Source organism: Actinoplanes subglobosus, from assembly GCF_042650585.1.
In the GTDB taxonomy this organism is placed as follows: Bacteria; Actinomycetota; Actinomycetes; order Mycobacteriales; family Micromonosporaceae; genus Actinoplanes; species Actinoplanes subglobosus.
Genome location: NZ_JBHSBL010000029.1, coordinates 42,099 through 67,444, shown reverse-complemented (window position 1 = coordinate 67,444; position 25,346 = coordinate 42,099). Strand labels below are relative to the sequence as shown.

The window sequence follows — 25,346 nt, the reverse complement described above, 5'->3', positions numbered from 1 at the left end:
CTGCGGACCATATCGCGAGGCGGTACGGGAACGGCATCCGACGCCGATCCCAACCAGCGGCCGAGGACAGCCCCACAAAAGTGGGCAGCATTAGACGTAACGTGCCGGATAATGCCATGCCGGTCAACGCCTTTGCGTCGCGGCGAATGCGAGGAGAATCCGAATCGTGTGAATCGGAGGAGCCCGGCCGTTCGGGGGAGATCATTTTGTCGGTGGCTCCCGATACCCTTTCGCCGAAGAACGTGAAAGGGACGACGATGAAACCGCTTGACCTTGGACTGGGGCGCCTGAAAGCAGTTGCCGACGCGGCTGGGCGAAGGGTCGCCGACGGCACGAACGCAGCCATGAAGCTGGTCGCCGAGGCCGCCGACGATGCCCAGGAGGTGGTGATGGCGAAGGTCGCGGACGTCAAGGACAGCCTGTCGCGCCACTCCGAGGAGCCCGTTGACCTGGCCGGCCTCAAGGGCGAGGCGAAGTTGCTCTATTGCCGTGTTCTGGTGAGTTTGGCACTGGTCGACGGCGTGCTGGATCCTCGCGAGATCGCCAACCTTTACCTTTTCGCATCGACGATCGGCCTCGAGGACGACGCACGCTCCGCATTGCGTGGTGAGATCACGGCGGCACAGCGTGGCGTGAAGGCACCGGACGCCACGGAGGAACTGGCCCGGGAATTGCACGATCTCCTCGCGGAGGACCAGCGCGAACCGGTGTTCACCATGCTGGTCCGCGATCTGGTGCGGATCTCGCGGGCCGACCGGCATGCCGCCGACTCCGAGCGTGAGCGAATCGTGCTGGTCGCCGACCTCGCGTTCCCCGAGACGGCCGAGGGCGTCGTGCAGGCGACCGAGAAGCTGACCATCGCCGAGGAGGACTTCGCCTCCGGCAAGGTCACCACCAGCCAGATGGAGTCCACCACCAAGGAAATCATCTCCAAGGTGGCCGCGTTCGGAGCCCCGATCGCCGCCGTCAGCATGGCCGGCAGTGTCTCCGGTCTCGGCGGGGCAGGCATCACCACCGGTCTGGCGGCGCTGGGGTTCGGGGGGCTGCTGGGCCTGAGCGCGATGGTCACCGGGATCGGCACGGTGGTGATTCTCGGCGTCGCGGTCCATCAGGGCACGCGTTACCTGCTGGCCACCAACGAGCGGGAGCGGGAGAAGCGGCGCGAGTATCTGATCCAGCAGGTCCTCAAGCACCACCAGCAGGCGATCACCGAGCTCACCGACGACATCGCCGGCCTCGCCCACCGGATGGAGGCCGGCCTCGCGCAGACCACACAGAACGAGGAGCGCCTCGCCGCGCTCAGGGCCGAGCTGGACGCGTTTCAGCAGGCCCTGATGAGTCTGCAGACCAGTCAGGAGTCCTTCGAGCGGCGGGAACCGGTCAGTGCCGGCTGACCAGCTGACGGCCGCCGCCACCGTGACGGCCTACCAGGCCGTCACGGTGACCGAGTTGCAGAGCCTGCTCCACCAGGTGGACTTCGACCTCAGGGAGGTCCTCGAACGCGAACGCCGCGTCGGCGACGGCCTGGACGCGGTCGAGTCCGAACTCGACGCCGTGCGTGCCCGTCTGCGGGCCCTGGGGATCGCTGTTCCGGCCCCGGCGGCCCCGCCGCGCATGGCGTCCGCCCCGATCGGCGAGACGCCTGCCGGTACTCGGTACGCCATACCCGTGGTCGCGGCCGGTGGAGACTTCGCTGAGCTGGTCGAGCTCGCCGAAGCCCGGCTGGATCTGCTGGGCATCGATCTCACCCGGGACCCGCTCCAGCAGGTCGTCCCGCACGGCCGGATGAGTGACGGCCTGCGCCGTTACGCCGCGGAACACGGCGACGTCAGCTGGGACGAGACCGATTGGACGGTCGTCCTGCTAGCCGGGACGATCGCGACCCTGCTCGACGTCGTGCTCGTCCGCATTCCCCGGGATTCCACGTTCCTCGGTGAGAAGTACACGGGATCGCCGCTCACCAAATGGCTTCAGGACCGTGACCGCGCCCGAGACATCCACAGCCATTACTTCAAGGGGTTCGAGAAACTGGCCAAGGTGCCCTACGATGCCGCCACCACGGCGGCGACCGGCGGTCTGGTCGGTGGTATGCGGCCGGCCACCCATCGGCTGCAGAGCCCCGGCCACGATCCGGCGCTGGGTTTTCTCGTCGGTCTGGCCGATCTCATGCGCGGCACGGGGACCTACATCGACAACGTCGGGCAACTGATTCAGGTCCCGGCCGGAGCAGATCCGGTCGGCCTGATCGGTGCACTCATCACCCAGGTGCGGCATCTGCTCTCGGATGTCTACACGCCCGCCGGCCTGCAGCCGCCGTTCTTCACCCTGCTCCAGCTCGGCCAGATCGATTCCCCGTTCGCGCTGGGCCCTTCGGGCGTCAAGGTTCCCTGGACCGACGTCGCCCGGCACATGTATACGAACGGCTACGACCTGCGCCATTTCTTCACGATGGGAATCACTCCCGGCGTGGTGTCCGCGATCATCCGCGGATATTGGCTTCTGCGCAGTTACGCCACCGGCGGGACCAGGGAACAGCGGAAGCTGGAGCACGCCAAGCTCACCTCGATGCTGCTGCTCGGGCACACCATCGCCACCTCGGGCACGCTTCTCAAGACCGGACTGTTGTTCGGCCTCAATCCGGCAGCTCTCAACTACAACCAGATTCTCGCCATGGCGCCCGCCACCATCGCGTGGTTCAAGGAGGCCATCGCCCGCGACCATCGGATCGATCTCGCCCTCGGCAGAGAGTGGGAGCTTCTGCTCACCACACACGGCCGGCAGGAGAATGCGGAGATGTACGCCGTCTGACCTCCCGCTCACTGAACTATGGGTGTCGTCAGCGCGGCGTCCAGGCCGGCCCGGAACTGGCCGGTCGCGGCGGGAGGCCGGCAACACCGACGCGATCGGGTGGATCCGGGCGGCGTAGTGCAGCCAGGCGAGCACGAAGTCCTCCAGTGCCTGCACCGGATCCGCGTGCGCGAGGGCAGTCGGCGACGACCGGCGCATCACCTCACTGCGCGCGTACTGGGACGTGCAGCGTCTGCTGTCCGCACTGGCAGCCGCCTGAAGCGACCTACGGGCACGGGCCGCCGTCGCACACGTCGACCACCCGGCCGGTGAGCAGGAACGTCGCCTTCTGCAGCTGGGCCGACGCCTGCGCCCGGGGGAACTCGTGCGGGTCCGGGCCGTACTCCGGGCCACTGGGTGCCAGGTTGGTCGGCGGTGGGGCGTACGCCTCACCGCTGTTCCACACCACGAGCGCCGACCCCCGGTAGGGATATGACCGGATCGCCCCGATGCCCCAGTACGGCACCGCCTCGTCGGACCAGCCGGGAGCCAGCGTCGGCCGGTGCAGCCGCGCCCCGATGGTCCGGGCCTGCACCTGCGCGGCCGCCGGCGACACCTGATGGTCACCGAACGCGACGTGCATCAGAACCTGGTGCACCGGCGTGCCCGGCAGCGGCCGGGACGTCAGATGCTGGGCATACCCGTTGGCCTCCCCCCGGTCCCACAGCATCTGCAGCAGCCCGAAGACGATCTGCTGATCGGCCTTGTCCGGATACGACTGGTCGAGGAGCTGCTGGAACGGCGCGAAAGCGGTGCTGCGCTGCAACAGGGTGCTGTAGTTCATGCCGGGCACGCCGAGGACCGACCGCGTCCAGTCCTGGGCGATGGCGGTCAGCGCTCCCCCGTTGATGCCGCCCTGACTGTTGCCGTCGTAGTGCAGCCCACCGCGCCGATCGAGCAGGCTACGCCCCTGCTCGTCCTGGAAGGCGGGATGTGTCGCGAACCCGCCGGCGGCCACCATCACCCGGCCGAGGAACAGGAAATTCACAAAACCCTGCTGCAACCGATCCGGTACGGACGGGAAAGCGCTCAGATCACTCCAGACGCCGGCCACGAACGGCACGTCCGCCGACGACAGCCCGATCCAGCTCGTCGCACAGAACAGGAAGCCGTACGTCTGCGCCATCTGTTTGACGTTCCCGGCGTTGATCTCGGTCGGCGAACCGAGCAGCCCGTGCCCGTAGAGCGACAGGTGCGCCGGCCGTGCCGCGCTCACCCCGCGCGGGATGTTGCACACGAACCCGGCGGGATAGGTGGCACCCGACGCGACCGGCAGGTCGCCGCCCGCCGGATAGTGGAGCCGCGCCCCGGGCCCACCGGCACCGGTCAGATAGCTCGGCACCGCGACCGTCCCACGGATCTGCCGGGCGATCCGGGCGTCCTGCTCGACGGTGTAGTCGGTCACCTGCGTGATCGTGAACCCCGGAGCGGCCCGCCCGAGCCCGGCGAACGCGTCGTCGCGCATCCGCAGCACCCGCCCGGTGAGCCCGGCCGTGCTGGCGACGGTGAAGTCCCACGCCAGATACACCCGGTGCCGGCCGACCCCGGCCCGCCCCATCTCCCCCGCCAGCCGCCGCGACGACGACTCCTCCGGGGCGGAGATCACCGCGCCGGTACGGTCACGCAGCCCCCGTAGCACGACGACGTAGCGGGTCGCCTCGCTCAGCGCCACGGCGGGCCGGATGATCAGCAGCTGCCGCTCCGGTTCGTCGGCGGCGTGCGCGTCGAGTTCCGCCCAGTACGGCGTACGCTGCCCGGTCCGCGTGTTCAGCAGCACGATCGGCGCGTCCCGTGCCAGTGACCGCCCGATGTCGGTGACCGGCGCGATGCCGCTGGCCACCGGATCCACACCGGGCACGTGCACCAGGATCGGCGTGCCCGGGCTGAACCCGTCCTGCCGGTTCCACTCGGCCGGGTCGATGGGCACCCCGCTCACGTTCGCCGGCAGCGCACCGGCCGGGAAGTGCACGCGCCGCCCGGTGGGACTGCTCCGGTCAGCGACGGTGAACCGGTCGCTGGGGAACGGCAGCAGCCCGGAGACCGGACGCCGGCCTTCGGCGACGGCGGCGGTGGCCGGCACCGCACCGGTGAGCACGACGAACGCCACGAGCAGAAGTCGGCGCCACACGGCGCACCCCCTGACATCCCATTGAGGACAATCTCTGTCTACGCCACCGCGCGCCGCCTCTCAAGGCGTAGGCCCGAAACCCCGCCCGGTTCGCCGGAATGCCCGTCCCGGCGGCCCGCCACCACCTACCGTCGGGGGAATGCCGAGCATCGCCGCGCTCTCCGTCGCCGTGGCCGCCGCCCTCGCCACCGTCCCGGCTTCAGAACCGCCCGACCTCGATCACCTGGCGGCCGCGCTGCTCACCGAGGCCGAGATGCCGCCCGGATTCACAGAGCCCGAGATGAACGACTCCCCGCTGGGGGAACGGACCTACGGATACGCCCTCGCCTGCCGCGACACGGCCACGACCACCTCGGCGTGGGCCTACCACCGGATCTTCGTCCGGGACGGCCGGTCCGTCACCCTGTCGATCGGTTCGCCGGGAGCCCGATGGGCCCGTGAGACGGTCCGGAAGATCACCGACTATCCCGCCGCCTGCCCGGAGTACACCGACACCGTAAACGAGACCGAACACCGGATCACCCGGGTTCGGCTGACCGGCACCGGCCCGGACGCGGCCGCCATGGCCGACGACTGGAACACCACGTGGCGGGAGGGCGATCCCAGCTGGGGACGCGACGTGACGGCCGCGGTGGCCCAGGGTGACCTGGTCTTGACGGTCGCCGTCGACCGGTACCGCAGCGACCCGGAGTTCGTCACCGACACCGAGTTCGCCACGATCGTCGCCGCCGCGGCCGGCAAGCTCGCCGCCTTCCCACCGGACGGTGTCAGGCGGCCGGCGGGATGTTGTGGTTGATCCGGAACAGGTTGCGCGGGTCGTACCGCTTCTTGGCGCGCATCAGGTGCTCATAGGTCTCGTGCGGATATGCCCTGGCGACCTCGGCGCTGCTCAGGTCGTACCCCGTCAGGAAGTTGATCTGGGTGTGGCCGTTGGCCCAGGGAGCGAGCGCATCGATCACACCGTCCAGCGCCGGACGCATCTCCCGTGCCATGCCGGGCGCGCCGGCGGTCGCCGCGAACAGCTGGAACCCGCCTCGGGCGCGGCCCACCGCGCTGGGCGTCCGCGGCGCACGGGCCAGGGCGCCGCCGAGCTGCCGGATCTCCACCATCAGGACCGGCAGGTCCACGTCGGGCCCCGCGGTGGCGAGCAGCGCCTCCGCGGCCAGGTCCGGGAAGGCGGCGAGTTCGGCCGAGACCTCGTAGGCCGGGATCGGGTCGACCGGGTCGGCGTGGATGGCCGCGAACCCGCTGTACGGCATCGGCCCGACCGCGTCGATCAGTGCCGGTGCCGTCTTGCGCAGGCCGGCGACCAGGCGTTCGCCCTCCTCCGCCGGACCGAGGTAGGCGACACGCACGTGCACGGTGAACCGGCCCCGCAGCGGTTCGGGCACGAACGGCGCCGGCGGCAGCCGCAGGAACGCCAGGGAGACGGTGAGTTCGTCGGGCGCGGCCGCGACCAGAGCCCGGTACTCGGCGACCACGTCGGCCGCGTGCTCACCGGCGTAGAACAGGCCGCCACCGTAGAAGCCGGTGATCGGGAACAGGCCGATCGTGAGCGAGGTGACGACACCGAAGTTGCCCTTGCCGCCCCGGATCGCCCAGAACAGTTCGGGTTCGGTGGCGGCGTCGACGCGGCGCAGTTCCCCGTCGGCGGTGACGATCTCGGCGGCGTGCACGTGGTCGGCGGCGTAGCCGTGCAGGCGGCCGAGCACCGGGCTCAGACCACCGCCGAGGGTGAATCCGACGGCGCCGACGTTCGGTGAGGACCCGGCCAGCGGGGCGAGCCCGTGCCCGGCGGCAGCGTCGACGAGATGCTGCATCTCGACGGCCGCGCCGACGGTGGCGGTGCGCCCGTCCGGGTCGATGCTGATGTCGTTCATCCGGCGCACGTTGATCAGCACGGCGTCGTCGGCCGCGACGAACGCGCCGTGACCGGTGGCGACCACGGCGACCGGCAGGTCGTGGGCGGCGGCGAAGCGTACGGCGGCCTGCACGTCGGCGACCCGGGTGGCGCCGATCGCGACGGCCGGATGATGGGTCAGCGCGAGGTTCCAGGTGGCGGTCTCCTCGGCGTACCGCTCGTCGCCGGGCGCCAGCACGGGGCCGGCGATCTGGGCGGTGAGGCCGGCGAGATCGGCGGGTGAAAGGTTCATGTCAGCCTCCGGGGCTGGTCGGTCGGAAAAGTCACGCCCATTCAGCGGTGCCGAGGTCGACGAAGCGTTGGTGGAACATTGACGTGCTGGTCACCCTTGGTGGCGGCGGGTCGCACCGACCGGCTTGAATGGATCCGGGCGCGACGACGGGGGAAGGTGCGATGACGGTGGCGGCAGGCCGGAGACTGCGGATCAGGGTGCTCGGCCCGGTCCGTGCCTGGGCCGACGACCAGGAGCTCGACCTCGGCACACCGCAGCAGCGCGCCGTGCTGACCGCCCTGGCCCTGCGTGAGGGGCGGCAGGCCACCCTGGACGCGCTGATCGACGCGGTGTGGGGCGAGGACCCGCCACGGACCAGCGCACTCACTCTGCGTACGTACATCTCCCGGTTGCGGCAGTCGTTCGGCGCCGAGGTCATCACCACGGTCAACGGTGGTTACCAGCTGCGGCTGGCGCCGGGCAGCCTGGACCTGGCGGACTTCACCGCGACGGTGGTACGGGCACGCGCGGCCCGCGACGACGGCGACCACGACACGGCCGAGCAGGCGTTCGGTGAGGCCGACGGCCTGTGGCGGGGCCCGGCGCTGGCCGACGTGCCCGGGCCCTACGCGGCGGCTCAGCGGGTCCGGCTCGACCGGGAGCGGCACACCGCCACCGAGGAACGGCTCGCTCTCGCCGTAGGTTCGCCCCGCGCCGGCGCCGCGGTCACCGAGCTGAGCACACTGGTCGAGCAGCATCCCCTCGACGAGGGCCTGAGTGCCCTGCTGATGCTGGGCCTGTCCCGGACCGGCCGGCAGGCGATGGCCCTCGGCGAGTACCAGCGGATCCGGGACCTGCTCGCCGACGAACTCGGCCTCGACCCGGGTGCGGCGCTCCGCGACGTGCATCAGCGGATCCTGGGCGGCGAGCCGTCCCCGGTCCCGGCCACCCCGGTGCGGCAGCCGGCCGTCACCGCCGCGCCGGAGCAGCTGCCGCCGGGCATCCGCGACTTCGTCGGGCGGGAGCGGCTGATCGACCAGGTCAGCGGGCTGCTGGCCGCCGACGGCATCAGCGCTCCGGTGGTCGGGCTGGCCGGGCTCGGCGGCATGGGCACGAGCACGCTGGCGATCCATCTCGGTCACCGTCTGCGGCAGAGATTCCCCGACGGCCAGTTGTACGCCGACCTGCGCGCCACCTCGGGCGAGGCGGTCGACGCGGCCACGGTGCTGACCGGTTTCCTGCGGGCGTGCGGTGTCGCCGACACCGCGATACCGGACGACCCCGCCGAGCGGGCCGCGCTGTGGCGGACCGTCACCTGCGGCCGGCGCCTGCTGGTGGTGCTCGACCACGCCCGTACCGCCGGGCAGTTGCGTCCGTTGCTGCCCGCCGGGACCGGTTGTGCCGCCCTGGTCACCGGCAGCCGCCGCCTCCCCGGTCTGCCGGTCACGCAGTGGATGACCCTGCCGGCGTTCGAGCCGGCCGACTCGGTGGAGCTGTTCCGGCTGATCGCCGGCCGGGACCGGGTCGACGCGGAACGGGAGGCGGCGCTGCGGTTCGCCGACGCCTGCTCCCATCTGCCGCTGGCGGTCCGTCTCGGCGCGGAACGACTCGCCGCCCGGCCCACCTGGTCGATCGCGGCGATCGGTGAGCGGCTGCGGGTGGAGATGTGCCAGCCGGTGGCCCTGCACGAGGACTGCATCCGGGTCGAGGCACCGTTCGAACGCGACCTGGCCGCCCTGCGTGCCGCCGATCCGCTCGCCGCCGTCGCGTTCGGTCTCGTCGCCCTGCCCGACGTTCCCGAGGTCACGGTCGACACCGCGGCCCGGCTCCTGGACCTGCCGGAGACCGAGGCCGAGCGGCTGATGGAGCTGCTGGCCGACGCGCACCTGGTCGAACCGGCCGGCTACCAGCGGTACCGGTACCTGGACATCGTGCGGTGGTTCGCCCGGCGGCAGGCGATCGCGGCACACAGCCCGGCCTTCCGGGAGGCGGTCGTCGCCCGGCTCGGCGCCCCGGTCGCCGCCCGGTCCACGGCACGGGCACTGCGGGCCGTGTGACGGCTGCCGATCCCGATGGCGCTCAGTCCGTGTCGTACAGGTCGAAGGTGTAGGTGTACCCGCAGTACACCGAGAACTTCTTCGCGGCAGAACTGAGGAACGTGTCGGCGCTGTCGTAGACCCCGACTCCCAGGGTGTCGATGATCGCGCCCGTCGACACGGTGTACACCCCGGAGGAGTACGGCCGGCCACTGTGCAGATATCCGGTGTTGTATCCACCGCTCGCCGCTTTGACGTCCGCATAGGTCGGCGAGGAGGAGTAGATGTTGTTCTTCAACCGGAGGACGACACGATGCTCGCCGCTGTAACTCACCGATATCCGGGCCGTCCTGGTGGAGCACTCCGAGACGGAGTCGCTGTTCTTGCTTCTCGACCAGTTCCAGCCGACCTTCGTCCCACTCGCCTGCCCGGCCGCGGCCGCGGCCGGCAGTGGGGCCACCAGCGCGAATCCTCCGATCACGCCTGCTGTCACGGCCGCGACGGCACGGCTTCCCGGCCCGCGACTCTTCGGTGAGGCAAACATGGCGTCCTCCTTTGACAGACCTTTTCGCCAACGGCGACGCCAGGTGCGCCACCGTTGGCAATACGACCATGTGTGCTGCTCCGGGGAGCCGCTTTGCGGGTTCAGCGCCCGTTCAGCCGATGTCGGGGGTCAACGTCGTCCTGGTCTCATCGGCCGGCCGGGCGTCGCCAGTCGACGGTGACCGTGACGCCGGCATGGTCGGAGGTGTAGCGCGGCACGGCGGCCCGGAACGGGTCGGCGCCGACGACCCGGGCCGACTTGGCCGACGCGGCGCCGGCGAGCAGGACCAGGTCGATCCGGGAGGTCAGTTGCGGGTCCGGGTTGTTCAGCTCGGCGCTCTGGCAGCAGGTGTTGCCGGGCCCGCCGGGTGACGCCTCGGTCCAGGCGTCGCGGAAACGTCCGGTCAGCAGCCGGTAGGTGTCGGTGGTGCTGCCGTCGGCCGCGGAGTTGAAGTCACCGACGGCGATGACCGTGCCCGGGCCGGCGGCGGGACCGGCGAGGAACTCGGCCGCCTGGGCGTGCTGCACGGACGGGGCCTGCTGGGTCTCCAGGTGGGTGGTGACGAACCGGAACGCGACACCGTGATGCCTGGCCTCGACCGACGCCCAGCCGTGCACCAGCTGGATCGGCGGGACACCGGGCAGCGGCACGGACTGTCGCGCCTGGTAGACGCCGTGCCGGGGGTTCGACCAGTGCAGGCCCGGGGTGCGCTCGTTCACCAGCAGCGCCTCACTGTCCTGCAGGCGCAGCGTGCACGCGCCGATAGTCGCGGAGGCGCAGGGGGCGGCCAGCGGGATCGGGCCGACATCGGAACCCGGCGATGTGGACGCCACCGCGTAGTGCAGGCCGCGCCGGGTCAGTGCCTGCTGGAGAATGGCCAGGAAGTCCTGCGACGGGCCGGTTCCCGGGCCGCTCGTCGTCCAGGTGGTGACCTCCTGCAGGCCGATGAGGTCGGGACTCTCCCGCTTGATCTCGTCGGCCAGGCCCTCGGCACGGATGGTGAAGTCGGTCGCCCGTACCCTCGAATAGATCGTGGTCACCGCGGCGAGCAACGCGGGAGTGTCCTGGGCGGCCAGCGCGGGCGTCAGGCTCGCTCCGAGATAGACGTTGCGGGTCATCACCCGCAGGTTGCCGGGCTCGACGGGTGGGGACGTCGTGGGTCCGGCCCAGGCCGGCAGCGCCATAGCGCCGGTGAGGACGAGGGCGGCCAACGGGGTCCAACGGCGGGTGCCGGAGCGCGTTTTCACCGGCGCAGATTCCCAGATGTACGGCCGTCCTGCCGATGCCCCGATAGGAGGAAACCGCCCGGAACGCCGTCATGGCGGCCGTTGTGGCCGAACAAGCGATCCGGAACGGGTGAGCTACGCGCCGGCCAGCCGGATCCACGGGTCGAGGTCGAGGCGGTCCAGGCCGATCGCGGCGAACCTGTCGTACAGCGGCGGGGTCAGCTGGACCAGGTTCACCCGCATCCGGCCGTCCACCGGGCCGGCCAGGTAGATACCCGACGCCGGGTCGTCCATCAGTGTGCCGACCGCGTTGCCGAGGGTGGCCTGCAGATCGGTGTCGTCGGCGATGGTGCGCTTGCCCGGTGCGGCGACCACGCAGAGGTTCTCGCTGTAGAGGGCGCTCAGCGTCGCCCGGACCTCGTCGGCGTCGCCGGTGACGACCTCGACCACGAGGATGCGGGCGTTGCCGATGTGCGTCGCGAACGGCTCGGCGAACCGGTCGGCGTGTTCGCGCAGATAGGCCCGGACCGGCTCGTCGTCCCAGTCCTGGCTCTGCGACCAGCCGCCGGGCCGCTCCGGGCACGGCGGGCTGTCCGGCAGGTAGGGGCCGGGCCCGAATTCGCCGGCCGTCGTCGGCGCGTACGGCAACTCGGCGACGTCGGTCAGTGCGCCGGGATGCCACCGGCCGCGCAGGGTGGTGCCACCCGACGGCCGTACGCCGGTGACCCTGATCCCGTGCGGGCAGGAGATGCCGCCGATCGGGGCCGGCGCGCACAACCGGCCGTCCTCGACCGAACCGCTGGCCTCGACGAGATCGCCCTCCCGGACGATCAGGTGGGCCGGGTCCGCGGGATCGAGTGCCTGCTTCACCACGAAGGATCCCGGTGGCGGGGGCGGCTCGGGCGGTTCTAGGTACGTGGAGTACGCCAGCGTGCCCACGGCCAGGACAGCGGCCGTGGCAGCGATCCTGGTCAGGCGGTTCACGTCCCACACCGGGCCGATGCTAGGCGTTGATCGAATCCGGTGGCGTCCCCCGAGTCAGCCGACCGTCTCCGGCTGAACGGGTGAGGTCACGCTCGTACCACGTGCCCGCTCTGCCGCCGATGTCGGCGGGGCCGACGGGGACGAACCCGGTTCTGGTCAGCACCTTCTGGGAGGCGATGTTCTGGAGCGAGGTGGCGGCGCGCAGCGTGCGCAGACCGTGGTGGGCGGCGGCCAGGCCGCACAGTTCGCGGACGGTCGTGGTCGCCAGCCCGCGGCCGGAGGCGTGCTGCGCGACCCGGTAGCCGAGGTTCGCGGTGTGGGCGCCGATGTCGTACAGGTTGAACCGGCCGAGCACCGCGCCGTCGTCGGTGACGAGCACGTAGAAGGCGCTGATGCCGGTCTCCTGCTCGGCGAGCGAGTCATCGTGCCGGTCGGCGAACCGCTCGAAGTAGTCGTCGCCGCGGTCGGAGATCGACGCCGCGAAGTAGGCGCGGTTCGCCAACTCGAAGGCCAGGACGGCCGGGGCGTGGCCGGCGTCCAGTGGCTGCAGGTCAGGCATCGCCCGACTCTACCGACCCGTCAGGACGGGAATCTGCGCCAGCCTGTCGGGCGGGCCGCGATGATGATCAACGTGCCTATCGGGCCCCACAGGCTCGGGACGAAATATGGCCGGTGGTCCAGGGACTTGCGATCGACCAGCCACTGGTTGAGGGGATAGAACACGGAGACCGTAGCTATCCACCCCAACCAGCCCACGTCAACTCCGTCGCTCGATCCTGATCGACGGAACTCTAGGCTCCGGTGGCCGGTGACGCGCTACGCCGATCGGACCGCATACTGCGGCGGATCGGCTCGCGGACCTCAGCCGACCGTGACGGGGAAACGTTCCCACACGCGGTGCGCGGCCATCAGCTTCTGCACGGCCGCGAGGACGCCGGTGGCGGTGTCGTGCACCACCACGCCCGGTGTGGCGTCCAGCCCGGTCTCGCGCAGCAGCTGGGCGCCGGAACCCCAGCCTCCGATCGCCTTCGCGTGCCGCCAGCATTCGTCGATGAGCAGGTTGACACGCGGGTCGACACCGGCCGTGCCCGGCGATCCGGCCTTCTCGTCGCGGGCCACGAACGCGTCCGGCGCGGGGACCGGGGCCGCGGCCAGCAGCAGGGCGTCGAACTCGATCGACCGCGCGGTGGCGAAGGTGCGCTGCACGGTCAACGTGCCGACCTTGCCGCCGTGCGGGGCGATGATCAACGGCACCATGCCCGCGGCGAGGATCGACTCCCGTACCTCGTCGATGTCGTCGGTCTTGATGTCGTCGTCGATGACGATGCCGATGATCCGGCCGTCGGCCGGCCACTGACGGCCCACCTGCGACAACGCGGGACTCGGCGTCACCTCGGGCAGGGCGGCCGTCGGTGCCGGCGCGGGCAGGCCGAGGCCCTCGGCGACCGACGCGCACAGCACCGGGTCGATGTCGGCCAGGCACTGCAGCTGCCGTTCCTTGATCGCCTGCTCGTAGCATTTGCCGAGCTCGAAGGTGTAGGCCCGGATGATGTGCTCCTGCTCGACCGGGGTCATGCTCTGCCAGAACAGCCGGACCTGACTGAAGTGGTCCTTGAACGACACCGGCAGGTCACGGACCTTGGGCGCCTCGGTGACGGTCACCGGCACGTCGACGAAGCCGTCGCTGTCCGGGAACGGGTTGCCGCCGTCGAGCGAATTGGGCCGGTAGGGTGCGACGCCACCGTGGACCGCGTGCTGGTGGAAGCCGTCGCGGAGCATGTCGTTGACCGGGGCGTGCGGCCGGTTGATCGGGATCTGGTGGAAGTTGGGCCCGGCCAGGCGGGTCAGCTGGGTGTCCAGGTAGGAGAAGAGCCGGCCCTGCAGCAGCGGGTCGTTGGTGACGTCGATGCCGGGCGGCAGGTGGCCCAGGTGGAAGGCGACCTGTTCGACCTCGGCGTGGAAGTTGGTCGGTGTCCGGTTCAGCACCAGCTTGCCGACCCGCTGGACCGGCGCGAGTTCCTCGGGCACGATCTTGGTGGGGTCGAGCAGGTCGATGCCGGCGAACGTCTCCTCCGGAGTGTCCGGGAAGACCTGCAGGCCCAGCTCCCACTCGGGGTAGGCGCCGGCCTCGATGGCGTCGTACAGGTCGCGGCGGTGGAAGTCGGGGTCGACACCGGAGGCCAGCTGCGCCTCCTCCCAGACCAGGGAGTGCACACCGAGCTTCGGCTTCCAGTGGAACTTGACCAGCACGGTCTCACCCGCGTCGTTGACCAGCCGGAAGGTGTGGACACCGAAACCCTCCATGGTCCGGTACGAACGGGGAATGCCCCGGTCGGACATGTTCCACATGGTGTGGTGCTGTGCCTCGGTGTGCAGCGAGACGAAGTCCCAGAACGTGTCGTGGGCGCTCTGCGCCTGCGGGATCTCCCGGTCCGGATGCCACTTGGCGGCGTGGATGATGTCCGGGAACTTGATCGCGTCCTGGATGAAGAACACCGGCATGTTGTTGCCGACCAGGTCGAACGTGCCCTCATCGGTGTAGAACTTGGTCGCGAACCCGCGGGTGTCCCGGACCGTGTCGGCCGAGCCGCGCGAACCCAGGACGGTGGAGAAGCGGACGAAGACGTCGGTCTCCTTGCCCTTGGCCGCCAGGAAACCGGCCCGGGTCAGCTTCGACGCGGTGCCGTAACTGGTGAACACGCCGTGCGCACCGGCGCCGCGGGCGTGCACGACCCGCTCGGGAATCCGCTCGTGGTCGAAGTGGGTGATCTTCTCCCGGAAGTGGTGGTCCTGGAGCAGGATCGGTCCCCGCGGGCCGGCCTTGAGCGAGTGGTCGGTGTCGCGCAGCCGGGTGCCCTGCGCGGTGGTCAGGTAGGCGCCCTGCTGGGCGAACGCTTCCGGCGGGGCTCCGGTCGGTGCGCCGGTGGGCGTGACGGTGTCGGGTTGTCCCTGCTCGGGGCTCGGCGGCAGCGGGGCCACCGGTTCGGTCGGCTCCGCAACGGTCGGTGTGCCGCTACCGGGCTTGCCCGGTACGTCGGGCTTGCCGTCGCCGGTCACGGCCGTGACCGCGTCCTTGATCACCTCGGCGGGGGTACGCGCTTCCATCAGGACAAACTCCTCAATAAGTGCGATGCGGTCGCCACCCGCATACCCGGCCCGGGGACCGGCAAACGGACGGGGTACAGCCGCGCACCGACGGCACCGGCGTGACCGTGATTAGAACGGGCGCTGCGGGGGATCCGCCGCCGGTGACGACAACCGGCGACGAACTCCACCGTCTGGGCCGCGCGCTGCGCGAACGCGGCTACACCTTCACCACCGTCACCCCGGCCACGCAGGCCCGGGTCAACCGGCGACCGGAGAACGCGGAGGCACGCGACCTGCGCGGGGTGTTCGGCTGGAGCCGGCCGTTCCGGCCGCAGACGGTGCCGGGCGAGATCCTCGACATGCTGCGGGCCGCGGACGGCGTCGAGCGTTGCGGTTCGCTGTGGCGCAGCAGAGTGCGATTCTCCTCGTACGGCGGGGAGCTGTTCGTCCACTCGGCGTTCCCCACCGACGCGGCCGACACGGTGTTCTTCGGACCGGACACGTACCGGATGGCCGACGCCGCCGTCGCGTACACCGACAGCCGCCGCGCACCACTGAATCGGGTCGTCGACGTCGGCTGCGGTACCGGCGCGGGTGCGATCGCGGTGGCCAAACGGGCGCCGCGGGCCGAGGTCGTCGCCGTCGACATCAATCCGGTCGCCCTGCGCTTCACCGAGGTCAACGCCCACCTGGCGGGCACCGTGAACGTGTCGGCGCAGCACAGCGACCTGCTCACCGCGTTGGACGGCGACTTCGATCTGATCCTCTCCAATCCACCGTTCATGATCGACCCGGCCGGCCGGACCTACCGCGACGGCGGCGGGCCAGACGGCCACGACCTGTCGCTGGGACTGATCGACACCGCCGCGAAACGCCTGGCGCCGGGCGGGACGCTGGTCCTGTTCACCGGCACCGGCATCGTCGACGGCCGGGACCCGTTGCGCGAGACGGCCGCCGACCACCTCGAGGGCACCGATCTGAGCTGGACCTATCGGGAGGTGGATCCGGATGTGTACGGCGAGGAGCTCGACGGCCCGGCCTACGGCCACGCCGAACGCATCGCCGTGGTCCTGCTGACCGCCACCCGCCCGCGGTGAGCACCTCCAGCACCGGACCCGTCGTGCGGACCTTCGGTGTCGAGGAGGAGTTCCTGCTGCTGGACCCACGGACCGCGGTGAACCTGCCGCTGGCCGCGGAGGTCGCCGGCCGACTGCCCCCGCCGTTGCGGGACCGCAGCCGCCCGGAGTTCCGGCCCAGCATGATGGAGATGGTCACCGATGTGTGCACCAGCACCGAGGAGCTGTCACAGCAGCTACGTGCCGGGCGCGGGGCCGCCGCCGAGGCGGCGCGGCAGGCGGGGGCGGCCCTGATCGCGGTCGGCGCCACCCCGGTCGCCGAGGCGGACCCGCAGACCGCCGCCGCCACGGACCTGCGGTTCCGGGCGATCACCGACCACTACGGGCCGATCGCCCGCGACCCCGCGCTGTGCGGTTGTCACGTCCACGTCGGTGTAGCCGACCCGGACCTCGCCGTCGAGATCTGTACCCGCCTGCGGGCCGACCTGCCACTGCTGCAGGCCCTGACCGCGAACTCACCGCTGTCGCTCGGCACCGACACCGGATATGCCAGCTGGCGGTGCGTACAGCTGCGGCGGTGGCCGACGGTCGGGCCGTGGCCGCACCTGCGGTCGACGACCGAGTTCGAGCGAACCGTCGCGGCGCTGGTCGCGTCCGGCGACATGATGGACGACAGCATGGTCCTGTGGTGGGCCCGGCCGTCCCGGTCGTTCCCCACCGTCGAGATCAGGGCGGCCGACGTCTGCCCGGACCCGGACGACACCGTCCTGCTCGCCGCCCTGGTCCGGGCCCTGGTCGACACCGCGGCGCACACCCCGGCCCCGGCGGTCCCGGACGTGCTGGTCAACGCGGCCCACGGCAGTGCCGCCCGCTACGGCATGAGTGGCACCCTGCTCGACGCGCACACCGGCCGGGCCCGTCCGGCCTGGGACCTGGTGGGTGCGCTCGTCGACCGGATCACCCCGGCCCTGCGACGCCACCACGACGTGGAGACGGTCACCGCGGGCCTGCACCGGATCCACCGGGACGGCACCGGCGCCGAACGCCAGCGTCGCCTGCTCGCCGAGGGCCTGTCGATCCCGCGGACACTGGCCCGGGTGTCAGGCACGCAGTGAGGAGCCGCCCGCGGCCCACGCGTCCAGCACCGACTGCGCCCACAGGTTGTCGACGGCCAGCGCGCACCGGGCGCCCCACACCACCTGCCCGGCGAGTTCCGGTTCGGCCGTGGCGAACGATCCGCACAGGTCGTGGGCGGCGATCTGCTCGTGCACGGCGTCGGCCTCGACATGCTCGTCGTAGAAGGCAGTAGCGCGCGCGTCCCCGCCGAGACGGCGCAATCCGTTGCCGTAGGCACGGTTCGGCAGCGACGACGTCATCTCGTAGGCGGCGAGGTGCCCCAGGATCGCCCCACGGCGGGCCCGGTGCAGCCCGAAGAACGACATCAGATTGTTGACGGCCAGCGTCGCCGCCGGGACCGCGTCGACGTGGGCGCCGTACGTGAGGTCCAGGGCGAACCACGCCATCGTCTGCTTGAACAGCTCCTGGTGCATGCGTTCGGTGACGCCGCCGCCGTACTCGTCGAGCTGGATCTCGATCAGTGCGGCCTTGGCGCGGCCGCCCAGCCTCGGGATCGCGTAGGTGTGCGGGTCGGCCTCCCGCAGGTGATAGACCGAGCGGTGCATGACGAACTCGCGGAACTGCTGCCGGGTCGCGCGGCCCCGCAGATATCCGGACAGCGACGGCCCGTCGTCCGCCGCCACCACCTCGGTGAGCAGCCGCGGAACCGCCGCCGGGTCCACCGGCCGCACCTCGCCGACGAGGTCGTGCAATCGCGCCTCGAAGAGCCGCTCCAGGCCGGTCCGCAGACGCAGCAGGCCGGGGTCGTGCTCCCAGGTGTCGTCGACACCGTCCCAGCCGCGGTAGGCCAGCTCGTAACAGACGAACAGCGACAGATGCAGATCCTCGTCATCGTCCGGCGTAGTACCGGTGATCGGTGACACTCCACCGCCGAGAGTCTCGATCAAGGCGCTGGACAGGGAACCTCGCGGTGCCGGCAGTTTCATGCCGCAACGGATTCCCGTTTGCCGACCCCGGAAACGGAAATCCCGATCACCATGACGTCGATCATCACTCCGTACGAGAACGGCCCGCTGATCATCCGTGGTGACTTCGAACTGCGCACCCCCGAGGGTGAGGTCATCGATCCGGGACGCGGCACGATCGCCCTGTGCCGGTGCGGCAAGTCCGCGGTCAAACCGTTCTGCGACGGCACCCACAAGACGTTCCGTTTCAAGGCCGGAACCGGACGGAACTCGCCGGAACCCCGGACAATGGGGTGATGCTCCGGGATGATCTGTCACGGCTGCGGGCGAGCGCCGAAGCCGAGGTGTCGGTGCTGGCCCAGCAGTTGGAGGCGCTCTTCAGCGCGTCGCGGGACTCGAACGCCGACGACGAGCACGACCCCGAGGGCGCCACCATCGGTTTCGAACGCGCCCAGCTGACCGCCCTGCTGGCGGCCGCGCGGGAACGCATCTCCGAGGTCGACGACGCGCTGGGCCGGATGGACACCGGAACCTACGGCCGGTGCGACGGATGCCGCCGGCCGATCGCCGAGGAGCGACTCGCCGCGCGGCCTTTCGCACGTCGCTGCATCGCCTGCGCTTGACGGACGAGGACGGCCCGGATCGCGCCCTCGCCTCGGGGCACCCCCCTACCTCGCCGGGCGCCGCCGGGACCGCCAGGCGTTGGCCTGGCTCGCCAGCCACACCTTGCCCTGGGCCAGATCAGCCACCGGTGGTGGAAAGTCCGCATGATTGGTGATCTGGTAGACCCGCTGCCGGCTGATCCCGCCGAACATCATCCGGATCTCGTGCGCACCGACGAGATCCCGGCCGATCAACTCTTGCTCAACGTCAACTGTCATATGACTACTGTACTGATGACACCGGCATTGTGGAAGTCGTTCCGCCGGCGAGACACCCGATCCGGCGTATCCGTCCTGCCGGCGCGGGCCGGTTGCCGGCCGCGCCCGTCGTGCCCGGTGGATCAGGCGGATTAGCATGGGCCGATGCTCTCCGCGGGTGTCGTGCTGCACGGCCGTTACCAGCTCACCCGGCCGGTCGCCGCCGGTGGGATGGGTGAGGTGTGGCGGGCCGACGATCTGCTGCTGCACCGGGAGATCGCCGTCAAGGTGCTGCTGCCGGGGCTGATGGCGGACAAGCAGTTCGTCGCCCGGTTCCGGGCCGAGGCCCGGATGATGGCCTCGCTGAAGCATCCCGGGATCGCACCGATCCACGACTACGGGGAGAACGCGCAGGTCGGACCGCACCGGTTCGACTACCTGGTGATGGAGTTCATCGACGGCACTCCCCTGTCGACACGGATCCAGCAGGCCGGACGCCTGGATGTGGCCGAGACCATGGCCGTCGTCGCCCAGGTGGCCGACGCCCTGCGGGCCGCGCACCAGGCCGGCATCGTGCACCGGGACGTCAAACCCAACAATCTGCTGCTGCGGCCGGGCGGGGAGGTCGTCCTGGTCGACTTCGGGGTGGCCCGTTCCGACGGGCTGACCAGCCTCACCGGCACCGGCGTGGTGCTCGGCACGGTCCACTTCATGGCTCCCGAGCAGGCCGCGGGGCGTCCGGTGTCGGCGGCCACCGATGTGTACTCGCTGGGGGCGGTCGCGTTCAGCTGCCTGGCCGGGCGGCCGCCCTACGAGGGTGACAGCTCGCTCGCGGTGCTGGCCCAGCTGCTGCACGGCAAGCCGCCGGAGCTGCCGCCGGACGTTCCCGCCGAGGCCGCGGCGCTGGTGTCGCGGGCGATGGCGCGAGACCCGGCCCAGCGTTTCGCGAGCGCGGCGGAACTCGCCACGGCGGCCCGCAAACTGGCGACCCCCGCGCCGACGGCGCCGGCGACCCCCACGACCCCCACGGCTCCGGCGGCTCCGGCGACCCCGGCGGACGACACCAAGGTCGTGGTCCCGAGGGTGAGCGCCCCGACCAGGCTCGCCGGCTCGCCGCAGGCCGGCAGACGCTGGACGGCCGTCACGGTCGCCGTCGTGGCCGCGATCCTGCTGGCCGGCGCCGGAGCCTGGGGCGGCCGGCTGCTGAAGGACGACACCACCGACACGCCCTCCGGAGCCGCGGGTTCCCCAGCCGCGAGCAGCGGCACCCCGTCCCCGAGCAAGGTCACACCGAGCGTCACGACGGTCCGCGCCCACACCCCGGCGGAGATCTGCAGCGCCGGCACCAGCCCGTACCGGATCGTCGATTCAAGGAAGCTGAAAACGTCCCGCGGCGTCCTCAAAGGCGTCGTCTACCTGCTCTACTCCGACACCGACGGCTCGCACTGCGCGGTCACGATCAAGGAGAAGGGCGTGGGCAAGTCCCTCGAAGCGGCCGTCGCCGTGCACATCAAGGGCGAACTCGGCCTGGTCAACAGCGACGGCGGCGGCGAATACGCCGTGATGTACAGCGGTAAGAACGGCCAATGCGTCCGATGGTCCGGCTGGATGGGCGACGACATCAGCTTCGCCAGCGAGACCCGGCACTGCGGCTGACGGCGGAGATCAAGACCTTCTGCCGGTACGGACCTGAAGCTCGATCTCCTGAAAGAGCGGACGACGGGCCACCGCCGGAGCAAGACGTGTACCGGCCTCCAGCGCCTGGACCGCCCGATCGGCCGAACCGGCTTGCAGGTGAGCGCGGGCGAGCGTCAGACAGTGGCCGGCGTGCTGATCCCGGGACAGGCGCGAGAGACGGGCCGGCGACAGGCTCTCCCCGACAGCGACGGCGAAGGTGCCGTCACCGAGGTCGACGGCCGTGCTGGCCCGGGACAGTTCGACGGCGGTCGGCCCGAACCCGGCCCAGTACCGGTCGGTGTCGCTGCCGAGCCGCACGGCCAGCACGTCGGCCGTGGCGAGCAGCCCCCGTGTCGTGTCGGTGTCGCCCTGGCGGGCCGCGGCCGCCGCACCGTGCAGCATCAGCGATCCGCGGACGACCAGCACGGCGGGGTTGGCGTCGCCGGCGGTGAGCAGGCTGAGCATCGCCGTCCGGGTCAGGTTGAGAGCCGGGACGGCGCGGCCCATCGCCAGCATGGCCGTCGCGGAGAACCGTGCCGCGGCGGCGGTCAGCGCCGGATCCTGGCCACGACCGGCGGACTCGATGGCGCGGTCGGCGGTCAGCCACGACAGGTGGTTCTCGCCGAGCCGGTGCAGGACGGCGGCGGTGACCTGGTAGGCCTGGCTGAGCAGGCGCGCCGCCTCGGGCCCGTCCCGCCCGCCGGCCCGGGTGCGGTCGGACAGGGCGGCGTCGTGCAGCAGCCGGGGCAGGGCGCGTAACAGGTGGCCGTACTCGGCCTGGTGGAACGTCTGCCACGCGTCCCGCAGCATCAGGGTGATCGCGGCCAGCGACGGTGTCGCGGTGTCGCGGGCGGCCACCATGCCGCCGGACTGTTCGAGGAACGCCCGGACCCGTTCCAGGTTCTCGCCGACGGGGTCGCCGGCCGGGAGGAGCCGTGGACGCGGATCGCGGCCGGTGAGCAGGGGCAGGTCGATGCGCAGGGCCGCGGCGATCCGGCGGGCGCTGTCGATCGTGGCGATCGGCTCGATCCCGCGTTCGACGGCGGCGACCCATCGGCTGGTGGTGTCCAGGCGGCGGGCCAGGTCGTGCTGGGTCAGGCCACGGAGTCTGCGCCAGTGGGCGACGCGGTCCCCGGCCGGTGGTTCGTCACGCGGGGACGGCGTCGTGGTCGCCTCGCCGGAACGCGACGCGGGGTCCGTACCCCGATCGGTCAGTTGATGGAGGACCGCCTGCGTGAAGTCGCGGACGGAGCCGGGAAGATCGTCGGCATCGCGGTGCAGGCCCAGCACGTGCAGTGTCATCTCGTCGCGCAGGTCCCACCAGGCGGCGGCCTCGGCCAGCAGCGCCGACCGATCGGCGACGCCACCCACCGATGGCGTCGCCGGGGCCGTGACGTCATCGGGTTCGGTCCTGCCCGACGCACCGCCGACTGGGGCCATCGGATTCCCGCCTCTCGTGTCCCGCCGCACCGGGGATCCGATCGGATTCCGGTCGGGTGGCAGGCCAGATCGTGGAAATCGTCTCAGAAACCCCCCGCCCAGGTGTCGCACATTCTGTGCGGAAGCCCGTAGGCGGCCGGCCCGCTTTCCACCGCTGCCGCCGGTCACCGAGCCGATTCAGCGACAAGGCCGTACGCTGATCCCCGTCATTTGCCATGAGGCAACGATTTTTGATGGGCGGACCACACCATGACGGCGGTATCGGGCCAGCAACCGGACACCACGGCCGACGATCTGCGGACGTTGTTCGGGCAGTCCATCGCCGTGTTCGCCGCGCTCAGCGGCCCGTCGCACGTGGTCGAGGCCGCGAACCCGGCGTTCTTCACCGCGATCGGCGGCGGCGACCGGGCACGCACCGGCATCCCGCTCGCCGAACTGATGCCCGAGCTGGCCGACCAGGGCTTCCTCACCCTGCTGGACCAGGTCTTCCACACCGGCGAGGCCTACACCGGCCGGGACGCCCGCATCGTGCTGGGCAGCGGCCCGCACGCGCGGGAGGCGTTCTTCGACTTCACCTACGAGCCGTACCGCGACGCCGCCGGCACGGTGACCGGGATCCGGGTGATCGGTGTGGAGACCACCCAGGTCAAACACGCCCAGCAGCTGACCGCCGAGCACCGGGCGCTGCTGGAGCAGATCGCCCGCCAGGCGCCCCTGACCGAGGTGCTCGACGGGATGGCCCGCAGCATCGAGACCCTCGCCCCGCAGGAGGTGTTCGTCTCGGTGCTGCTCGCCGACCCCGACGGCCGGCACCTGCGCCACGGTGCCGCGCCCAGCCTGCCCGCCTTCTACAACGAGGCCATCGACGGCATCGCCACCGGTGAGGGCGTCGGCTCGTGCGGCACCGCGGCCCACCGCCGTGAGCCGGTCATCGTCACCGACATCGCCGCCGACCCGTTCTGGACCGAGTTCCGCGACCTGGCCACCCGGGCCGGGCTGGCCGCCTGCTGGTCGACACCGATCCTGGCCCGCGACGGCGCACTGCTGGGCACCTTCGCCATGTACCACCGCACGCCCCGCGTCCCGCAGGACACCGACCTCGCCCTCGCCCACATCTTCGCCGGCACCGCCGCCATGGCCATCGAACGCCACCACATCGAACAGGCCAAACAGGCCGCACTCGACGAACTGGCCCGGACCGTCCACTCCGAGAAGCAACTGCGCGCCGCCGCCGAGCAACGCGCCACCGCCGCCGCCGAACTCAACGCCCGGATGCGGGCCGCCGCGGCCGCGCTGGCCGCCGCCCCGCATCCCGAGCACTGCCAGCTCGGCGGCCGGACGGGCTGCACCGAGCCCGCCGAACTCAAGGTCGCCGACTCGTGGGGCGACTCGGCGTGGGGCTGCTCGGCCCACATCGAGGAGGCGATCCTCAACGTGCGCTCGGTCTTCATCGCCAGCGAGGAACTCGGCGGCCTGGCCGCCTACGTCAATCGCTGACACCACCGCGCAGCTGCGCCAGCTTGTCCTTGAACAGGGTCGTGGCGATCGCCGCCCGGTGCGGCTGGCCGTGCAGGAACGACGCGGCGAAGTTCTTCGCCTGCTCGTAACCGACCTTGCCGGGCATCGGCGGCTCGTTCGGGTCGACGGCCACGTCGAGCAGGGCCGGACCGGGATGGGCCAGCGCCTGCGCGAGCGCCGCCCGCAGGTCGCCCGGCCTGGTGACACGCGCGCCGAGACCGCCGCACGCCTGCGCCCATGCCGCGTAGTCGGGCTGCGGCTCGCCGAACCGGACACCGTGTTCCGGGTAGCCCAGCACCATCTGCTCCCAGAGGATCTGCCCCAGCGAGTTGTTGTTGTTGATGATCACGGTGATCGGCAGGCGGTAACGGCAGGCGGTGGAGAACTCGGCCATCAGCATCGCGAACCCGCCGTCGCCCTGCAACGCGATGAACTGCCTCTGGGGGAAGGCGAGTTGGATGCCGATCGCGTACGGCAGACCCGGTGCCATCGACGCCAGGTTGCCCGACAGGTAGAACTCCCGGTCGCCGTGGATCGTGAAGTGCCGGGCCGCCCAGGTCGCGACGGTGCCGGAGTCGCAGCACAGCACCGCGTCGCCGGCGGCCAGGTCGTCGATGCACGACGCCAGGTACTGCGGGGCGATCGGATCACGGTCCGGATCCTGCAGTGCGGTCATCCGGTCCCGCCACTCGCGTGTCGCCGCCTGGTACTTCGCCAGGTGGGAGCGGTCGGTGCGGCGCTCCAGCCGGGGCAGCAACGCCTCCAGGGTGGCGGCCACGTCACCGGCCAGCGGCACCTCGGTGGGCAGCCGGGTGCCGATCCTGGTCTGCTCCACGTCCACCTGCAGCACCCGCACACTGCCGGGTTCCGGGAGGTACTTCGTGTACGGGAAGTTGGTGCCCAGCATGACCAGGGTGTCGATGTCGCTCATCAGATCCTCGCTCGGCGCGGTGCCGAGCAGGCCGATGCCGCCGGTGGTGTACGGCGAGTCGTCGGGCAGCACCATCTTGCCGGACAGGGTCTTGACCACCGGCGCGCCGAGGCGTTCGGCGAGTTCCTCGATCAGGTGGCCCGCTCCCCTGGCACCCACACCGGCCAGGATCGCCGTCCGGCCGGGATCGCCGAGCAACCGTACGGCGTGGTCCAGGTCGTCGTCACGCGGACGCACCGGCGAGCCCAGATACACGGCCGCGGTGGCCGGCGGGAGTGCCGGTGCCACGTGCTGGTACGGGTCGTCGCCGGCGGCGGCGACCTGGATGTCGTTGGGTACGCACAGGTGCGCGACACCGCGGCGGGCGTACGCGTGCCGGATCGCCAGGTCGACCAGCCCCGGCAACTGCTGCGGGTTGACCACCAGCTGGTTGTAGACGGCCACGTCGGCGAACAGTCTGGTCAGGTCCACCTCCTGCTGATAGGCGGTACCCAGCACGGACGTCTCCTGCATCCCGGTGAGGGCCAGCACCGGCGCGTGGTCCAGGGCCGCGTCGTACAGCCCGTTGGCCAGATGGATGCCACCCGGGCCGGACGTCGCCAGGCAGACCCCGATCCGCCCGGTGGCCTTGGCGTAGCCCGTCGCCATGAACGCGGCCGCCTCCTCGTGGTGCACCAGCACGAACCGCACCCGGTCGGCGTTGCGGCGCAGGCCCTCCATCAGCCCGTTGACGCCGTCGCCCGGCAGGCCGAAGACCGTGTCGACTCCCCAGTCGGCGAGCCGCGAGATCAGGACTTGCGAGGTAATCGTCTCCATCG

The 25,346-nt window shown here is 71.1% G+C and carries 21 protein-coding genes; 10 read left to right on the top strand and 11 right to left on the bottom strand.

The window, feature by feature from the left end:
* Positions 1 to 116: 116 nt before the first annotated feature.
* Together ACFO0C_RS43405 and ACFO0C_RS43400 are read left to right on the top strand one after the other, a co-directional pair.
* Positions 117 to 1,394, top strand: coding sequence for a tellurite resistance TerB family protein (locus ACFO0C_RS43405; protein ID WP_378072707.1), 1,278 nt, complete (start codon positions 117 to 119; stop codon positions 1,392 to 1,394).
* On the top strand, positions 1,384 to 2,808 hold the full coding sequence (locus ACFO0C_RS43400) for a hypothetical protein (RefSeq protein ID WP_378072706.1): 1,425 nt from the start codon (positions 1,384 to 1,386) through the stop codon (positions 2,806 to 2,808). The genes ACFO0C_RS43405 and ACFO0C_RS43400 overlap by 11 nt, the downstream gene beginning before the upstream one ends.
* Positions 2,809 to 3,073: 265 nt before the next feature.
* Here ACFO0C_RS43400 and ACFO0C_RS43395 read toward each other — a convergent pair whose 3' ends face one another.
* Positions 3,074 to 4,975: a hypothetical protein gene (locus tag ACFO0C_RS43395; protein WP_378072705.1), complete on the bottom strand. Its 1,902-nt coding sequence runs from the start codon at positions 4,973 to 4,975 to the stop codon at positions 3,074 to 3,076.
* 139 nt (positions 4,976 to 5,114) lie between these two features.
* On the opposite strand from ACFO0C_RS43395, the gene ACFO0C_RS43390 reads away from it, so the two are divergent.
* Positions 5,115 to 5,771, top strand: a complete 657-nt coding sequence (locus tag ACFO0C_RS43390) for a hypothetical protein (RefSeq protein WP_378072704.1) — start codon at positions 5,115 to 5,117, stop codon at positions 5,769 to 5,771.
* Here ACFO0C_RS43390 and ACFO0C_RS43385 read toward each other — a convergent pair.
* Positions 5,743 to 7,128 (bottom strand): FAD-binding oxidoreductase, encoded by a 1,386-nt coding sequence (locus ACFO0C_RS43385; RefSeq protein ID WP_378072703.1) that lies wholly within the window; start codon positions 7,126 to 7,128, stop codon positions 5,743 to 5,745. The two genes, ACFO0C_RS43390 and ACFO0C_RS43385, sit on opposite strands and share 29 nt — an antisense overlap.
* A gap of 161 nt (positions 7,129 to 7,289) precedes the next feature.
* On the opposite strand from ACFO0C_RS43385, the gene ACFO0C_RS43380 reads away from it, so the two are divergent.
* Positions 7,290 to 9,164: an AfsR/SARP family transcriptional regulator gene (locus tag ACFO0C_RS43380; RefSeq protein WP_378072702.1), complete on the top strand. Its 1,875-nt coding sequence runs from the start codon at positions 7,290 to 7,292 to the stop codon at positions 9,162 to 9,164.
* Positions 9,165 to 9,186: 22 nt separating this feature from the next.
* On the opposite strand, the gene ACFO0C_RS43375 is transcribed toward ACFO0C_RS43380, so the two are convergent.
* The 5 genes from ACFO0C_RS43375 to ACFO0C_RS43355 form a co-directional block, all read right to left on the bottom strand.
* A complete protein-coding gene (locus tag ACFO0C_RS43375; protein WP_378072701.1) occupies positions 9,187 to 9,687 on the bottom strand; it encodes a hypothetical protein in 501 nt (166 codons plus the stop codon).
* A 146-nt stretch (positions 9,688 to 9,833) separates the two neighbouring features.
* Positions 9,834 to 10,934, bottom strand: coding sequence for an endonuclease/exonuclease/phosphatase family protein (locus ACFO0C_RS43370; RefSeq protein ID WP_378072700.1), 1,101 nt, complete (start codon positions 10,932 to 10,934; stop codon positions 9,834 to 9,836).
* Positions 10,935 to 11,048: 114 nt separating this feature from the next.
* On the bottom strand, positions 11,049 to 11,906 hold the full coding sequence (locus ACFO0C_RS43365; protein WP_378072699.1) for a hypothetical protein: 858 nt from the start codon (positions 11,904 to 11,906) through the stop codon (positions 11,049 to 11,051).
* Between the two features lie 10 nt (positions 11,907 to 11,916).
* Positions 11,917 to 12,456, bottom strand: a complete 540-nt coding sequence (locus ACFO0C_RS43360) for a GNAT family N-acetyltransferase (protein ID WP_378072698.1) — start codon at positions 12,454 to 12,456, stop codon at positions 11,917 to 11,919.
* 302 nt (positions 12,457 to 12,758) lie between these two features.
* Complete coding sequence (locus ACFO0C_RS43355; protein WP_378072697.1) at positions 12,759 to 15,002, bottom strand: catalase; 2,244 nt, start codon at positions 15,000 to 15,002, stop codon at positions 12,759 to 12,761.
* Positions 15,003 to 15,145: 143 nt separating this feature from the next.
* Between ACFO0C_RS43355 and ACFO0C_RS43350 the strand changes: the two genes are divergently transcribed.
* The gene (locus tag ACFO0C_RS43350; RefSeq protein WP_378072696.1) at positions 15,146 to 16,081 is read left to right on the top strand and encodes a methyltransferase; all 936 of its coding nucleotides are present in this window, start codon (positions 15,146 to 15,148) and stop codon (positions 16,079 to 16,081) included.
* Positions 16,078 to 17,175, top strand: coding sequence for a carboxylate-amine ligase (locus tag ACFO0C_RS43345; RefSeq protein WP_378072695.1), 1,098 nt, complete (start codon positions 16,078 to 16,080; stop codon positions 17,173 to 17,175). Before ACFO0C_RS43350 ends, ACFO0C_RS43345 begins: the two co-directional genes overlap by 4 nt.
* Here the strand turns inward: ACFO0C_RS43345 and ACFO0C_RS43340 are convergent.
* Positions 17,161 to 18,123 (bottom strand): iron-containing redox enzyme family protein, encoded by a 963-nt coding sequence (locus tag ACFO0C_RS43340; RefSeq protein ID WP_378072694.1) that lies wholly within the window; start codon positions 18,121 to 18,123, stop codon positions 17,161 to 17,163. The genes ACFO0C_RS43345 and ACFO0C_RS43340 overlap by 15 nt on opposite strands.
* Positions 18,124 to 18,174: 51 nt before the next feature.
* Between ACFO0C_RS43340 and ACFO0C_RS43335 the strand changes: the two genes are divergently transcribed.
* Both ACFO0C_RS43335 and ACFO0C_RS43330 read left to right on the top strand, forming a co-directional pair.
* Positions 18,175 to 18,399 carry a CDGSH iron-sulfur domain-containing protein gene (locus ACFO0C_RS43335; protein WP_378072693.1) on the top strand — a complete coding sequence of 75 codons (225 nt, stop codon included), beginning with the start codon at positions 18,175 to 18,177 and terminating at the stop codon, positions 18,397 to 18,399.
* Complete coding sequence (locus ACFO0C_RS43330) at positions 18,399 to 18,725, top strand: TraR/DksA family transcriptional regulator (RefSeq protein ID WP_378072692.1); 327 nt, start codon at positions 18,399 to 18,401, stop codon at positions 18,723 to 18,725. The genes ACFO0C_RS43335 and ACFO0C_RS43330 overlap by 1 nt, the downstream gene beginning before the upstream one ends.
* A 45-nt stretch (positions 18,726 to 18,770) precedes the next feature.
* Here ACFO0C_RS43330 and ACFO0C_RS43325 read toward each other — a convergent pair whose 3' ends face one another.
* Positions 18,771 to 18,983, bottom strand: a complete 213-nt coding sequence (locus ACFO0C_RS43325; RefSeq protein WP_378072691.1) for a DNA-binding protein — start codon at positions 18,981 to 18,983, stop codon at positions 18,771 to 18,773.
* A gap of 144 nt (positions 18,984 to 19,127) precedes the next feature.
* On the opposite strand from ACFO0C_RS43325, the gene ACFO0C_RS43320 reads away from it, so the two are divergent.
* A complete protein-coding gene (locus tag ACFO0C_RS43320) occupies positions 19,128 to 20,618 on the top strand; it encodes a serine/threonine-protein kinase (protein ID WP_378072690.1) in 1,491 nt (496 codons plus the stop codon).
* A 9-nt stretch (positions 20,619 to 20,627) separates the two neighbouring features.
* On the opposite strand, the gene ACFO0C_RS43315 is transcribed toward ACFO0C_RS43320, so the two are convergent.
* Positions 20,628 to 22,079, bottom strand: a complete 1,452-nt coding sequence (locus tag ACFO0C_RS43315) for a helix-turn-helix domain-containing protein (RefSeq protein ID WP_378072689.1) — start codon at positions 22,077 to 22,079, stop codon at positions 20,628 to 20,630.
* Between the two features lie 249 nt (positions 22,080 to 22,328).
* On the opposite strand from ACFO0C_RS43315, the gene ACFO0C_RS43310 reads away from it, so the two are divergent.
* Positions 22,329 to 23,576: a GAF domain-containing protein gene (locus ACFO0C_RS43310; protein ID WP_378072688.1), complete on the top strand. Its 1,248-nt coding sequence runs from the start codon at positions 22,329 to 22,331 to the stop codon at positions 23,574 to 23,576.
* On the opposite strand, the gene ACFO0C_RS43305 is transcribed toward ACFO0C_RS43310, so the two are convergent.
* Positions 23,566 to 25,344 carry a thiamine pyrophosphate-dependent enzyme gene (locus tag ACFO0C_RS43305; protein WP_378072687.1) on the bottom strand — a complete coding sequence of 593 codons (1,779 nt, stop codon included), beginning with the start codon at positions 25,342 to 25,344 and terminating at the stop codon, positions 23,566 to 23,568. The two genes, ACFO0C_RS43310 and ACFO0C_RS43305, sit on opposite strands and share 11 nt — an antisense overlap.
* Between the last annotated feature and the right edge of the window lie 2 nt (positions 25,345 to 25,346).

What these genes read in the sequence shown, in the direction of transcription:
- ACFO0C_RS43405 (WP_378072707.1), top strand. Translation starts at nt 117, where the DNA reads ATGCCGGTCAACGCCTTTGCGTCGCGGCGAATGCGAGGAGAATCCGAA.
- ACFO0C_RS43390 (WP_378072704.1), top strand. Translation starts at nt 5,115, where the DNA reads ATGCCGAGCATCGCCGCGCTCTCCGTCGCCGTGGCCGCCGCCCTCGCC.
- ACFO0C_RS43385 (WP_378072703.1), bottom strand. Translation starts at nt 7,128, where the DNA reads ATGAACCTTTCACCCGCCGATCTCGCCGGCCTCACCGCCCAGATCGCC.
- ACFO0C_RS43380 (WP_378072702.1), top strand. Translation starts at nt 7,290, where the DNA reads ATGACGGTGGCGGCAGGCCGGAGACTGCGGATCAGGGTGCTCGGCCCG.
- ACFO0C_RS43375 (WP_378072701.1), bottom strand. Translation starts at nt 9,687, where the DNA reads ATGTTTGCCTCACCGAAGAGTCGCGGGCCGGGAAGCCGTGCCGTCGCG.
- ACFO0C_RS43360 (WP_378072698.1), bottom strand. Translation starts at nt 12,456, where the DNA reads ATGCCTGACCTGCAGCCACTGGACGCCGGCCACGCCCCGGCCGTCCTG.
- ACFO0C_RS43355 (WP_378072697.1), bottom strand. Translation starts at nt 15,002, where the DNA reads ATGGAAGCGCGTACCCCCGCCGAGGTGATCAAGGACGCGGTCACGGCC.
- ACFO0C_RS43340 (WP_378072694.1), bottom strand. Translation starts at nt 18,123, where the DNA reads ATGAAACTGCCGGCACCGCGAGGTTCCCTGTCCAGCGCCTTGATCGAG.
- ACFO0C_RS43335 (WP_378072693.1), top strand. Translation starts at nt 18,175, where the DNA reads ATGACGTCGATCATCACTCCGTACGAGAACGGCCCGCTGATCATCCGT.
- ACFO0C_RS43330 (WP_378072692.1), top strand. Translation starts at nt 18,399, where the DNA reads ATGCTCCGGGATGATCTGTCACGGCTGCGGGCGAGCGCCGAAGCCGAG.
- ACFO0C_RS43325 (WP_378072691.1), bottom strand. Translation starts at nt 18,983, where the DNA reads ATGACAGTTGACGTTGAGCAAGAGTTGATCGGCCGGGATCTCGTCGGT.
- ACFO0C_RS43320 (WP_378072690.1), top strand. Translation starts at nt 19,128, where the DNA reads ATGCTCTCCGCGGGTGTCGTGCTGCACGGCCGTTACCAGCTCACCCGG.
- ACFO0C_RS43315 (WP_378072689.1), bottom strand. Translation starts at nt 22,079, where the DNA reads ATGGCCCCAGTCGGCGGTGCGTCGGGCAGGACCGAACCCGATGACGTC.
- ACFO0C_RS43310 (WP_378072688.1), top strand. Translation starts at nt 22,329, where the DNA reads ATGACGGCGGTATCGGGCCAGCAACCGGACACCACGGCCGACGATCTG.
- ACFO0C_RS43305 (WP_378072687.1), bottom strand. Translation starts at nt 25,344, where the DNA reads ATGGAGACGATTACCTCGCAAGTCCTGATCTCGCGGCTCGCCGACTGG.